General features: G+C 69.2%; 10 protein-coding genes and 1 pseudogene. 1 reads left to right on the top strand and 10 read right to left on the bottom strand.

All coding sequences use genetic code 11. From position 1 onward, the window contains the following. From ACWIF2_RS38110 to ACWIF2_RS38095, 4 genes and pseudogenes are all read right to left on the bottom strand, one after another. Positions 1-955: pseudogene (locus ACWIF2_RS38110) on the bottom strand (hypothetical protein); the annotation flags it as partial. A 155-nt stretch (positions 956-1,110) separates the two neighbouring features. Then, positions 1,111-1,521, bottom strand: a complete 411-nt coding sequence (locus ACWIF2_RS38105; RefSeq protein WP_454365946.1) for a DUF6113 family protein — start codon at positions 1,519-1,521, stop codon at positions 1,111-1,113. Next, on the bottom strand, positions 1,518-2,378 hold the full coding sequence (gene mshB, locus ACWIF2_RS38100) for an N-acetyl-1-D-myo-inositol-2-amino-2-deoxy-alpha-D-glucopyranoside deacetylase (protein ID WP_454365945.1): 861 nt from the start codon (positions 2,376-2,378) through the stop codon (positions 1,518-1,520). Before mshB ends, ACWIF2_RS38105 begins: the two co-directional genes overlap by 4 nt. A gap of 61 nt (positions 2,379-2,439) precedes the next feature. Next, the gene (locus ACWIF2_RS38095; RefSeq protein ID WP_010047829.1) at positions 2,440-2,634 is read right to left on the bottom strand and encodes a hypothetical protein; all 195 of its coding nucleotides are present in this window, start codon (positions 2,632-2,634) and stop codon (positions 2,440-2,442) included. Between the two features lie 177 nt (positions 2,635-2,811). Here ACWIF2_RS38095 and ACWIF2_RS38090 point away from each other — a divergent pair, with 177 nt between their 5' ends. Continuing rightward, complete coding sequence (locus ACWIF2_RS38090; protein ID WP_454365943.1) at positions 2,812-4,935, top strand: prolyl oligopeptidase family serine peptidase; 2,124 nt, start codon at positions 2,812-2,814, stop codon at positions 4,933-4,935. A gap of 124 nt (positions 4,936-5,059) precedes the next feature. Here ACWIF2_RS38090 and ACWIF2_RS38085 read toward each other — a convergent pair whose 3' ends face one another. The 6 genes from ACWIF2_RS38085 to ACWIF2_RS38060 all read right to left on the bottom strand — a co-directional run bounded on the left by ACWIF2_RS38085 (position 5,060) and on the right by ACWIF2_RS38060 (position 11,441). After that, positions 5,060-5,470 (bottom strand): VOC family protein, encoded by a 411-nt coding sequence (locus ACWIF2_RS38085; RefSeq protein WP_454365941.1) that lies wholly within the window; start codon positions 5,468-5,470, stop codon positions 5,060-5,062. Between the two features lie 83 nt (positions 5,471-5,553). After that, on the bottom strand, positions 5,554-6,702 hold the full coding sequence (locus ACWIF2_RS38080; RefSeq protein WP_454365939.1) for an ABC transporter ATP-binding protein: 1,149 nt from the start codon (positions 6,700-6,702) through the stop codon (positions 5,554-5,556). Next, positions 6,695-7,753, bottom strand: a complete 1,059-nt coding sequence (locus ACWIF2_RS38075; protein ID WP_454365937.1) for an ABC transporter ATP-binding protein — start codon at positions 7,751-7,753, stop codon at positions 6,695-6,697. The genes ACWIF2_RS38080 and ACWIF2_RS38075 overlap by 8 nt, the downstream gene beginning before the upstream one ends. Positions 7,754-7,764: 11 nt before the next feature. Continuing rightward, the gene (locus tag ACWIF2_RS38070) at positions 7,765-8,733 is read right to left on the bottom strand and encodes an ABC transporter permease (RefSeq protein ID WP_454365936.1); all 969 of its coding nucleotides are present in this window, start codon (positions 8,731-8,733) and stop codon (positions 7,765-7,767) included. Then, positions 8,726-9,652, bottom strand: coding sequence for an ABC transporter permease (locus ACWIF2_RS38065; RefSeq protein ID WP_454365934.1), 927 nt, complete (start codon positions 9,650-9,652; stop codon positions 8,726-8,728). Before ACWIF2_RS38065 ends, ACWIF2_RS38070 begins: the two co-directional genes overlap by 8 nt. A gap of 148 nt (positions 9,653-9,800) precedes the next feature. Further along, positions 9,801-11,441, bottom strand: coding sequence for a peptide ABC transporter substrate-binding protein (locus ACWIF2_RS38060; RefSeq protein WP_454365932.1), 1,641 nt, complete (start codon positions 11,439-11,441; stop codon positions 9,801-9,803). Positions 11,442-11,977 lie beyond the last annotated feature (536 nt).

Genomic DNA, 11,977 nt, shown 5'->3' with positions numbered 1-11,977 from the left:
GCTCGGCCGTCGCCGTGGTCAGCGCCAGGCGCAGCTCCTGCAGCCGGCGCGGCACCATCGGGCCGTCCCCGGTGACCGGGCCGCCCGTCGGGCCGGCCGGGCCCTGGGAGCCGGAGCCGCCCTGGCCTACACGGTCGTTCTCCGAGAAGTACGGCAGATCGTCGCGGCGCGGTTCGCCACCACCGCTGCCAACGCCCGGGGCGGGACGCGAACCGTTGCCCAGCGGGCCCGCCGCCAGTGCCTCGGTGACGTCGAAGGAGCCGGTGCCGCCGCCGTGGCCGGGCGCGACGGGTCCGCCGGTCGCGCCGCCGGGGAGCCCGGCACCGTTCGTACCGCCGGGCCGGGAGCCGCCCGGCGCGCCCATGGAGCCCACCACGCCGCCGGGCCGCCCGGCACCCGGCCGGGCCCCGCCGGACGCACCGGCACCGGACGCACCGGGAGCGCCCGCACCAGGGGCGCCCGCGCCGGAACCGCCCGTCGCCGGGTTCGAACCGCCCGGCAGACCGGCCCCGTTGGTGGAGCCGCTGCCCTGACCGCCCGGGCCCGTGCCGGACTTGCGGGGCGCGAACCAGTCGCTGGTCGGCTTGTCGTCCGCCGGCTGCGTGGGCTCGGCGGAAGGCTCGACCGTGCCCGTGCCTCTGGACGTGGCGGCCCCCGGAGGGGTCGCCTCGTTGCCGGGGCCCGCAGCGGTCCCGGTGTCGCCCGAACCCTCCGTGTCCCCGACGGGCTTGCGCACCACCACGGGCGGAATGGGCCGTGACCCGGGGATGTTGATCCGGATCCGGGTCGTCAGCGTGGTCTCGGTCTTGCGTTCCTCCGGCCGGGCGGCCGAACGGCCCGCGTCCGCACCGGCGTCGGAGACCGCCGGGGTCCCGTACGGCGGCGTACCCGACGGGTAGGCGGCTCCACCGCGCCCGTTGGGCCCGGAGGACGGAGTGTCAGTTTCACGACTCAAGGCAGGTTCTCCCGGTTGGCTCCGCCGCCCGACACAACCTCACGCGGGCAGCTCGGCGGCGCGCACCACCATACTGGCCACTTCTCGCCCGTATCCCATGACCGCCGGGAATCCCACACCGGACCCCCACGGGCACGTCCTGGCGAAGTGGTACGTCACTTGGCAAGTCGGACGGGACCGCCGTCCGGTTGCCGCCCCGGGGCAAGGGTGGCGCACATCACAGCCACACCGATGCCCCCGAGCAGATAGAGGTAGGAGCCGCTTCCCGCGGCGAAGAGGAAGTCGCCCTCGGGACGGCTGGCCGTGAGCAGGATGACGGCGAGCATCCAGCCGGCGGCGGCCGCGACGCCGCCGATCCGGCCGCGGGTGACGCGTGCCGCGCCCAGGACGGCTCCGGCCTCCCCGGCGAGGGCGAGCAGCAGTCCGCCCGGGAACCACGCGGGCTGCACCAGCGCCCCGGCCACGCCGACGACGGCCCCGAGCAGGAAGAACCCCAGACAGGCGGTGATCCGTGCGGCGGACGGCGGCCGTATCGGCTGGGCGAGCATCGGGCTCCGGTCGCTCATGAGGTCTCCTCGACACCGGCGAACAGGTCCGTCTCCCGCTCACCGGGACCCTGCTCGCCCCGCACCAGCTCGTAGTACTCGGTCGTGAGGATCGGCTGGGCGAGTTCGTTGGACAGCACGAAATACGGCTCGGCCACGGTGATCTGGGTGGCATGGGCGCGCATCGCGGCGGCCTTGGCGGCGGCGTGGGCGGTGCCGTCGATCACCGTGGTGACGCGCTCCTCGGCCACCACACCGGGTACGTCGTCGACCTCGGCGGCCTTGGTGAAGGGGAGGCCGGGCAGGTCGTCCCGGAGCCGGGCGAAGGACTCCTCGACAACAGGCCGGGGAACCCGGTTCCAGTACACCTTCGGGATCGGGATGCCGGCCTCTGCCGCCAGCTCGGCGGCGCGCATGGCGACGCGGTGGGCCTGGATGTGGTCGGGATGGCCGTAGCCGCCGTCCTTGTCGTAGGTGACGAGGACCTGGGGGCGTACCTCGCGGATCACCTCGACGAGGTGTGCGGCGGCCTCGTCGACGTCGGCCTGCCAGAAGCAGCCGGGGTCGTCGTTGTCGGGCAGGCCCATCATCCCGGAGTCGCTGTAGCGTCCGGCGCCGCCGAGCAGGCGGACGTCCTGGACGCCGAGCTCGGCCATGGCGGCGGCGAGCTCGCGGCGGCGGTGCTCGCCCAGGGCGGCGCCGGTCAGGTGCGCGAGCTCGGGCGGGATGACCTCGCCGCGTTCGCCGAGGGTGCAGGTGACCAGGGTGACGTGGACACCCTCGGCCGTGTACCTGGCCATGGTGGCGCCGTTGTTGATCGACTCGTCGTCCGGGTGCGCGTGCACCAGCAGCAGACGCCGGTCGGGCAGTTCCGTCATGGATCCCACCCTACGAGGTCCCACGACCCGGCTCACGAGGCCGTACGCGGGACCCGAGGGGTCAGAACTTGATGCTGCCGATCATGCCCGCGATGTTCGTCGTCAGCTCGTTGATCGTGGGAGCGACGGTCGAGGAGGCGAGGTAGAAGCCGAGCAGCATGCAGACGACCGCATGCCCCGCCTTCAGTCCTGACTTCTTGATCAGCAAGAAGACGATGATCGCCAGCAGCACCACCGCCGAAATCGAGAGTGCCACGGCGGCTCACCTCCAATGATCCACAAGGGCGCGGGGGGTCGGACTATGGGGGCATTAAATCCGTACGTCAGCCAGCAGGTTCATACCCACTATGCGACATTGATCATAACTATCCGTCCGTGCGCATCGATCGGCGCACTGCCGCACAAGGGGGCGCATGGCCAATATGGTCAGGGCATGACGACCGAGCCTGACTCCTTCCCCCGACGGCACGCCCGCACCCAGCGCTTCACGCTCGGCGCGCCGCGTGCGTTCAGTGTGGCGCCCGACGGTTCACGTGTTGTGTTCCTGCGCTCCGGTTCCGGTACGGACCGGGCGAGTTCACTGTGGGTCCTCGACATGGAGGAGGGCACAGAGCGCGTGGCCGCCGACCCGCGCGCCCTGCTGGGCGGTGCCTCGGAGGACCTGTCGCCCGAGGAGCGGGCACGGCGTGAGCGCAGCCGCGAGGGCGGGGCGGGCATCGTCGGGTACGCCACCGACTCGGCCGTCGAGCTGGCCTCTTTCGCCTTGTCAGGGCGGCTTTTCGCGGCCGAGCTGCAGGCCGGGACGGCGCGTGGACTGCCCACGCCGGGGCCGGTGATCGACCCGCGCCCGTCGCCCGACGGGCGGCACATCGCCTACGTCGCGCAGGGCGCCCTGCGGGTGGTGGGCGCCGAGGGGGACGGCGACCGGGCGCTCGCCGAGCCGGATTCGGAGAATGTCTCATTCGGGCTCGCCGAGTTCATCGCGGCCGAGGAGATGGGGCGTTCGCGCGGCTTCTGGTGGGCTCCTGAGTCGGACAGGCTGCTCGTGGCCAGGGTGGACGACACTCCGGTGCAGCGGTGGTGGATCTCCGATCCGGCGCATCCCGAACGGGAGCCGCAGCGGGTGGCGTATCCGGCGGCGGGCACCGGCAACGCGGAGGTCCGGCTGTTCGTGATCGGTCTGGACGGGGTGCGCACGGAGGTCGCCTGGGACCGGGCGCGGTATCCGTATCTGGCGCATGTCCACTGGTCAGCGGCGGGCGCTCCACTGCTGCTCGTACAGGCGCGCGATCAGCGCAGCCAGTTGATCCTGGCCGTGGATCCGGAGTCGGGCGCGACGCGGATGGTGCACGCCGACGAAGATCGAACATGGCTTGATCTTTTCCCCGGGGTGCCGTGCTGGAGCCCGTCCGGGCAGTTGGTCCGGATCGCGGACGAGGGCGGTGCGCGGGTGCTGGCGGTCGGGGAACGGCCGCTCACGGGAGCGCAGTTGCACCTCCGGGCGGTACTGGACGTCTCCGACGACGACGTGCTGGTCTCGGCGTCGGCGGGCGAGGAGGCCGGCGAGGGGGAGACGGGCCAGACGCATGTGTACCGGGTGAACGAGCTGGGCGTGGAGCGGGTGTCCCAGGAGCCGGGCGTGCACTCGGCCGCGCGGGCCGGGGACGTCACGGTGCTGGTCTCGGCGACGCTGAATCGGCCAGGTGTACGGGTGCAGGTGCTGCGCGACGGAAAACCGACGGCGACTGTCCCCTCTTACGCCGAAGACCCTGGTATGTCCCCCCGCGTGACGCTCACCGAGGGGGGCGCACGCCGCATCCCATGCGCCGTGCTTATGCCTCGGGACTACGCCGGTGACACCCCCCTGCCGGTGCTCATGGACCCGTACGGCGGGCCGCACGGGCAGCGGGTGGTCGCCGCGCACAACCCGCACCTCACCTCTCAGTGGTTCGCGGACCAGGGCTTCGCGGTGATCGTCGCGGACGGCCGCGGCACCCCGGGCCGGTCCCCCGCGTGGGAGAAGGGGATCCACCACGACTTCACGCTGTCGCTGGACGACCAGGTGGAGGCGCTGCGGGACCTCGCGCAGCGGTATCCCCTGGATCTGTCCCGGGTGGCGATCCGCGGCTGGTCCTTCGGCGGCTGGCTGGCCGGCCTCGCGGTGCTGCGCCGCCCCGACGTCTTCCACGCGGGCATCGCGGGGGCGCCGGTGACGGACTGGCATCTCTACGACACGCACTACACGGAGCGGTACCTGGGTGCCCCCGCGGAGCACCCGGAGTCGTACGCCGGGAGCTCCCTGGTCACCGCCGACGGGCTGTCCTCCCCCGCCGAGCCGCACCGCCCCCTGATGGTCGTGCACGGCCTCGCCGACGACAACGTGGTCGTCGCCCACGCCCTGCGCCTCTCCTCGGCCCTCCTGGCCGCCGGCCGCCCGCACGAGGTCCTGCCGCTGTCCGGGGTCACCCACATCACGCCCCAGGAACAGGTCGCGGAGAACCTGCTCCTGCTCCAGGTCGACTTCCTGAAGCGCTCCCTGGGCATCACCACCGCCTGACCGCACGGCAACGGGCCGGGACGACATGGCGCGTCCCGGCCCGTTTACGGCACCCGCACGGCCGTACGCTGTACAGCCTGACGCGTCCGTATATCGGAACCGGGTCCGTGAAGTTGCTTGCGTGTTAACGCAATTGCCGGGGGTTCGCGGGTGCTTCGGCGGCCACGAGCTCGACCTCGAACCCGTCCGTATTGGCGAGGTAGGCGGCGTGGTGCTCCGGGCCCCCGGCATGGGGATGGCGGTCGGCGAAGAGGAGCGTCCAACCGTGTGCGGGCGCCTCGCGGGCCAGCTCGTCGACCTCCGCGGCCGTCCCGGCGTGGAACGCCAGGTGATTGAGGCCGGGCCTCATGCGGTCGTGCTCGGTCCCGCGCAGGGCCGGGGACTGCTCGACGACGAGGTATGTCGCGCCCAGGCGCCAGCTGCGGCCGTGCTCCCACTCCTGGTACGGGGCGTAGTCGAGACGGGCCAGGAGCCAGCCCCATTCGCGGGCCGCGCGGGGCAGATCGGGGACCCACAGCTCGATGTGATGCAGCATTTCCCGACCTCGCCGGAAAGGCCGGTTCCCGGCGCCCTCTTCAGAAGGCACCGGGAACCGTGAGGGACATGACCGATCGGCCGTCAGGCCGCGTGGACCACGTCCTTCTCCTCCGCGAAGTGGCAGGCCGACTCGTGGGCCGCCGGGGTGTCCTCGCCCTTGAAGCGCTCGGGGACCGCGAGGAGCGGGACCTCCTGGGCGCACTTGTCCTGGGCCTTCCAGCAGCGGGTGCGGAAGCGGCAGCCCGAGGGCGGGTTGGCCGGGGACGGGACGTCGCCGGTGAGGATGATCCGCTCGCGGCCCTCGCGGGACTCCGGGTCGGGCACCGGGACGGCCGAGAGCAGCGCCTGGGTGTACGGGTGGGTCGGGTGGTCGTAGATCTCCGTGTCCGAGCCGATCTCGGCCATCTTGCCGAGGTACATCACACCCACCCGGTCCGAGATGTGCCGGACGATCGACAGGTCGTGCGCGATGAAGAGGTAGGAGAGGTTGAACTCGTCCTGGAGCTTCTCCATCAGGTTGATGACCTGCGCCTGGACGGACACGTCCAGCGCGGAGACCGGCTCGTCGCAGATGATGATCTCGGGGTTGAGCGCGAGGCCGCGGGCGATGCCGATGCGCTGGCGCTGACCGCCCGAGAACTGGTGCGGATAGCGGTTGATGTACTCGGGGTTGAGACCCACGACGTCCAGCAGGTCCTGGACCTTGCGGCGACGGTCGCCCTTCGGGGCCACCTCGGGGTGGATCTCGAAGGTCTCGCCGATGATGTCGCCGACCGTCATACGGGGGTTGAGCGAGGTGTACGGGTCCTGGAACACCATCTGGATGTTCCGGCGGACCGCCTTCAGCGCACGCCCGGACAGCTTGGTGATGTCCTGGCCCTTGTAGAAGATCTCGCCCGCGGTCGCCTTCTCCAGCATCATCAACAGCTTGGCGACCGTGGACTTGCCACAGCCGGACTCGCCCACGATGCCGAGCGTCTCGCCCTGGTAGAGGTCGAAGGAGACCCCGTCCACGGCCTTGACCGCGCCGATCTGACGCTTGAACAGGATGCCCTGGGTCAGCGGGAAGTGCTTGACCAGGTTGCGCACCTGCAGGATCGGCTCACCGCGCTCGACCGGCGCCTCGATGGCGGCTACGGCCTCCGCATCGGTGGCGGCCTCGATCGTCTCGACCTCGGTGACGTTGGGGGTGGCGTCCATGGACTCGTCCGTCTTCTCCAGGTCAGCCATGGATCGTCTCCTTCCAGAAGTGGCACGCGCTGCCGCGGCCGGCCAGCTCGCCGCCGTCCCGCTCGGTGACCGGGTGCAGCAACGGGACGTCCGTACGGCAGATGTCCTGCGCTTGCGGGCACCGCGGGTTGAAGGCGCAGCCGGACGGGATACGCGTCAGGTTGGGCGGCAGGCCCTTGATCGCGTACAGGTCCTGGCCCTTCTGGTCCAGGCGCGGGATCGACTCGAGCAGACCCTTGGTGTAGGGGTGCGCGGGCCGCTTGTACAGCTCGTGCACCGGGGCGGTCTCCACGATCCGGCCCGCGTACATCACCGCGATCTTGTCCGCGACGTCGGCGACGACGCCGAGGTCGTGGGTGATCAGGATGAGGCCCATGTTGTACTCGCGCTGAAGCTCCGCGAGCAGGTCCATGACCTGGGCCTGGACCGTCACGTCGAGGGCCGTGGTCGGCTCGTCGGCGATGATCAGGTCAGGCTCCAGGGCGAGCGCCATCGCGATCATGATGCGCTGGCGCATACCGCCGGAGAACTGGTGCGGGTAGTCGCCGACGCGCTCCTTCGCGGCCGGGATCTTCACGCGGTCCATCAGCTCGATGGCCTTGGCCTTGGCGTCCCTCTTGCTCAGGCCCTGGTGCACGCGGAACATCTCGCCGAGCTGGTAGCCGACGGACAGCACCGGGTTCAGCGCGGAGAGCGCGTCCTGGAAGATCATCGCGATCTTGCTGCCCCGGATCTTGCGCCGGGCGTCGCCGGACATGGTGAGCATGTCCTCGCCCCGGTACAGGATCTGGCCCTGGGGGATCCGCCCGGGCGGCATGTCGAGGATGCCCATGATCGCCTGCGCGGTCACGGACTTGCCGGAGCCGGACTCACCGAGCACGGCGAGCGTCTCGCCGGACGACACGGTGTAGTTGACGCCGTTGACGGCCTTGGCCACGCCGTCACGGGTGTGGAACTCGACGTGCAGATCGCGCACTTCGAGCAGGGGGGCGTCGCCCTCGGCCGCGCCTCGCGGCTCGGGCACGTTCCTGGTCTTGTCGATGGTGGTCACGTACGCCCTCCTCAGCGCAGCTTCGGGTCAAGGGCGTCGCGGACCGCGTCGCCGAGCATGATGAACGCGAAGACCGTGAGGCTGAGCATGCCCGCCGGGAACAGCAGCGCGTGCGGGTTGTCCCGGATCACCTTGCTGCCCTCGGAGATGTCGATGCCCCACGAGATCGTCGGGTCGCTGAGGCCGAGGCCGAGGAACGACAGGGTCGCCTCCGCCGAGATGTAACCGCCGAGGGCGATCGTGGCCACGACGATGGTCGGGGCGATGGCGTTCGGCATCACGTGGCGGAACAGGATCCGCGTGGTGCCGGCGCCGAGCGCCCGGGCCGCCGTCACATAGTCGGCCTGCTTGGCCGTGATGACGGAGCTGCGCGTGACACGGGCGATCGAGGTCCAGCCCAGGCAGGCCAGGGCCAGGATGACCACGTACACCTTGCGCTCGGCGAAGGCGTTCAGGACGACCATCGTGCCGAGCAGGAACGGCAGACCGAAGAAGATGTCGACGATCCGGGAGATCACCGAGTCGACCCAGCCGCCGAAGTAGCCCGCCAGCATGCCCAGCAGACCGCCGAGCAGCGTGACCGCGGCGGTCACGAAGACGCCGACGAGGATCGAGGCGCGGGTGCCGTGGATGACGCGCGAGTAGATGGAGCGGCCCTGCTGGTCGTAGCCGAACCAGTCGGGCTGGAAGAAGTGCCCCAGCTCGGGCTTGCCCAGGTAGTGGTTGACGAGGTCGCCGTCACGCGGGTCGGCGCTGGTGAACCAGCCGGGGAAGACGGCGATCACCACGAGCAGGACCAGCAGCACCGAGGAGACCCAGAACATGGGGCGGTGCCTGAGGTCGTACCAGGCGTCGCCCCACAGGGAACGGGTCTTCTCCTTCTTCTTGCCGCTCTCCTTGGCGGGCGCGTCGACGGCCGGCGGGGCCACCGCGTCCACCCGGGCGGAGTCGGTGGTCTCGGCCTTGGTCACGTCAGGCATACCGGATCCTCGGGTCCAGGACCGCGTACAGCAGGTCGATGAGCAGGTTGATCAGGAGGATGACGAGGACGAGCACCGTCACCACACCCGTGACCGTCGAGCCCTCGCTCGTCTGGATCGCCCTGTAGAGGAGGTTGCCGACACCCTGGATGTTGAAGATGCCCTCGGTGATGACCGCGCCGCCGATGAAGCCGCCGACGTCGGTGCCGATGAAGGTGACCACCGGGATCAGCGAGTTGCGCAGCAGATGGACACCGATGATGCGGCGCCGGGGCAGGCCCTTGGCGAGCGCGGTGCGCATGTAGTCGGCCCGCAGGTTCTCCGCGAAGGTCGTCCGGGTCAGCCGGGCCACGTACGCCATGGACAACATGGCGAGGACGAAGGCCGGCAGGAACAACTGGGAGAAGTCCGTGGAGTCCTGGACGTTGGGCGGTAGCCAGCCGAGTTCGTCCGCGAAGATGAACCGGGCGATGAAGCCGAGGACGAAGACCGGGATCGAGATCACGGTCAGGGTGAAGACCAGGACACCGGTGTCGGCGGCCTTGCCGGCCCGCAGACCGGCCCACGCGCCGAGGCCCACACCGATGATGATCTCGATGGTGATGGCCAGCAGCGTCAGCCGCAGTGTCACCGGGAAGGCCTCGGACATGAGCTCGACGACCGGACGGCCTGCGAGGTTCTTTCCGAAGTCTCCCTGGATGAGGTTCCACATGTAGTGGACGTACTGTTCGAGGACGGGCTTGTCGAAGCCGTACTCGCGCTTGATCTGCGCGATCTGTGCGGGATCGGGAGCCTTGTCCCCGTAGATGGCCCGGACCGGGTCGCCCGGCAGGATGTGGACCATCAGAAAGATCAACAGAGTTGTCCCGATGAAGATCGGGATCATCTGGAGCAGTCGCCTGGCGGCGTAGCGCCCCATCTTGCGCCTCCATGCCGTGAGGGGTCGGCGAGGGCCTGCGCACTCATCTCTACCGCAGGTTGAGGGGGGTGAGGTGGAGGCCTTTGCCTACGGACCGGCGCCGCCGCTCCCCTGACGGGAGAGGCGGCACCGGTCTGCGGTCGTCTGTTTACTTCTGCTTGACCTGGATCGTGTCGAAGATCGGGTCGCCGTCCTGGCCGTACTGGATCTTGCCCAGGATGTTGGTGGACTGACCGCTGTTGACCTTGTAGAACCAGAGCGGAATCGCCGGCATGTCCTTGGCGAGGAGCTGCTCCGCGTCCTGGTACAGCTTCACGGTCTCGTCGATCGAGCCCGCCTTGTCCGCCTCGGAGCTCAGCTTGTCGAACTCCTTGTTGGAGTAACCGCTGGTGTTACCGGCGGCCGTGGAGCCGTAGAGGTCACGCATGAAGTTCGAGTTGACCGGGTAGTCGAGCACCCAGCCACCGCGGTACATGGACTTGACCTGGTCCTTGTCACGGGCGTCGAGGTCGGCCTGGAAGGTCGGCTTCGGGTCGCCGGTGCACTCCACGCCGGTGGACTTGCGGATCGAGTTGCAGACCGCGTCGACCCAGGGCTTGTGGTCCTGGTCGGCGTTGTACTGGATCTGGATCTTGTTGCCCGGGACGCCGCCGCCCTCCTGGACGAGCTTCTTCGCCTGGGCCGGGTCGAACTTGACGATGTCGCCGAGCGCGCCCTTCTTGTAGCCGAGCACGCCGGGGGCGACGTAGGAGTCGGCCGGGGTACGGGTGCTCTGCAGCACGGTCTTGGTGATCGTCTGGCGGTCGATCGCCATGGACAGACCCTGGATGACCTTGGGGTCGATGTCCTTGAACTGCTTGGTGTAGAACGCCGGGACGATCGACTGGACGGCCGAGTACGGCTCGTCGATGGCACGGTCGCCGAGGTCCGTCTTGTAGTTCGTCAGCGCGGTGGTCGGGACCTGCTCGATCCAGTCCACGTTGTTGGAGCGCAGGTCCGAGTACGCGGCGTCGGCGGTCGTGTAGTTCTTGAAGTCGATGCCGCCGTTCTTGGCCTTGTTCGGGCCCTGGTAGTCCGCGAACTTGCGGACCTTGATGAGCTTGTTGTGCTCCCAGGAGACGAACTTGTACGGGCCGTTGCCGACCGGCTTCTCGCCGAAGCCCTTCGGGTCCTTGAAGAAGGCCTCCGGAAGGGGCGCCCACACGTCGTAGCCCAGCTTGTACGCGAAGTACGACACCGGCTGCGTCAGCTTGACCGTGAAGGTGTTGTCGTCGACGACCTTCAGACCCGACATCTTGTCGGTCTTGGGGTCACCCTTCTCCGGGTGCACCTGGTCGAAGCCCACGATGTCGGCGAACCAGCTGGAGTTGGTCTGGTTGTTCTTGATGTTGGCCGACCAGTTCCACGAGTCCACGTAGGACTTGGCGGTGACCGGGGTGCCGTCGTGGAACTTCCAGCCCGGCTTGAGCTTGACGGTCCACTCCGACGAGTCGTCGTTCGGCGTGACCGACTCGGCGTTGACGTACTCGAGCTTGCCGGTGCCGGGCTCGTAGTCGACCAGACCCGCGAAGATCGTGCGCAGGACACGGCTGCCCTGGCTCTCCTTGGCGTTGGCCGGCTGCAGCGGGTTCTGAGGCTCGCTCAGCTGCGCAGTGACGATGCCGTTCGGGTCGGCCTTGCCCTTGTTCATGTCGTCGCCGGCACTGTCGTCGCCGCCGCCACAGGCGGTGGCGGCCAGGGCGACGACTATCGCCCCCGCGACCCACTTGGCGCTCTTGGCACCGCGCATGGGTTCCTCCTAGGAAGTCATTGGTTCACCGCAAAGGGAGCACAGGACAGATCACGGCGCCCGCCCGTCGCCGGTGCCGGAAATTTGTCGAGTGCCCCCGCGCTCGTGAGTCGGCGCCGCTGCCGGCGAGTGACCCGTTCATCCGAGCTCTACGCGCCTAACTATCTGCCATGCGCCCAGACCGAACCACACTCTCGAGGTCTCGGTTCGATCACAGCTCAGGCCTACATCTTCCAAAATCCGGACAAAGGGTTTGGTGAAAGATCCCTGCGAAACGGACTTGTTACACATCTATCGGTGGCAGGTGTCCGTATTCCGGACGCACGAATGAGATAAACGGGTTGCGACTCCCGTGGCTGCCGTGCAGGGTGCCAACGGTGGCTGTCGCCCTCTCAGAAGGCCTCCGCCGCAAGGCCGTTGGACGGCCCCCGGATCAGGGCAGGGCGCAGCGCTTCCGCGACAGGGTAGTGGGAGCGGGACGTTCCGAACGGCTGTCCCCGCCAAATCGAGGGTTTTCCCTAACCCTTTCCTTTGTG

Source organism: Streptomyces sp. NPDC055506 (assembly GCF_053643595.1).
The sequence above is the reverse complement of the archived record's forward strand: the minus strand, read 5'-3'. Positions and strand labels throughout refer to the sequence as shown.

Coding starts and splice junctions, on each gene's coding strand:
- ACWIF2_RS38105 (WP_454365946.1), bottom strand. CDS start 1,521: ATGAGCGACCGGAGCCCGATGCTCGCCCAGCCGATACGGCCGCCGTCC.
- mshB (WP_454365945.1), bottom strand. CDS start 2,378: ATGACGGAACTGCCCGACCGGCGTCTGCTGCTGGTGCACGCGCACCCG.
- ACWIF2_RS38090 (WP_454365943.1), top strand. CDS start 2,812: ATGACGACCGAGCCTGACTCCTTCCCCCGACGGCACGCCCGCACCCAG.
- ACWIF2_RS38085 (WP_454365941.1), bottom strand. CDS start 5,470: ATGCTGCATCACATCGAGCTGTGGGTCCCCGATCTGCCCCGCGCGGCC.
- ACWIF2_RS38080 (WP_454365939.1), bottom strand. CDS start 6,702: ATGGCTGACCTGGAGAAGACGGACGAGTCCATGGACGCCACCCCCAAC.
- ACWIF2_RS38070 (WP_454365936.1), bottom strand. CDS start 8,733: ATGCCTGACGTGACCAAGGCCGAGACCACCGACTCCGCCCGGGTGGAC.
- ACWIF2_RS38065 (WP_454365934.1), bottom strand. CDS start 9,652: ATGGGGCGCTACGCCGCCAGGCGACTGCTCCAGATGATCCCGATCTTC.
- ACWIF2_RS38060 (WP_454365932.1), bottom strand. CDS start 11,441: ATGCGCGGTGCCAAGAGCGCCAAGTGGGTCGCGGGGGCGATAGTCGTC.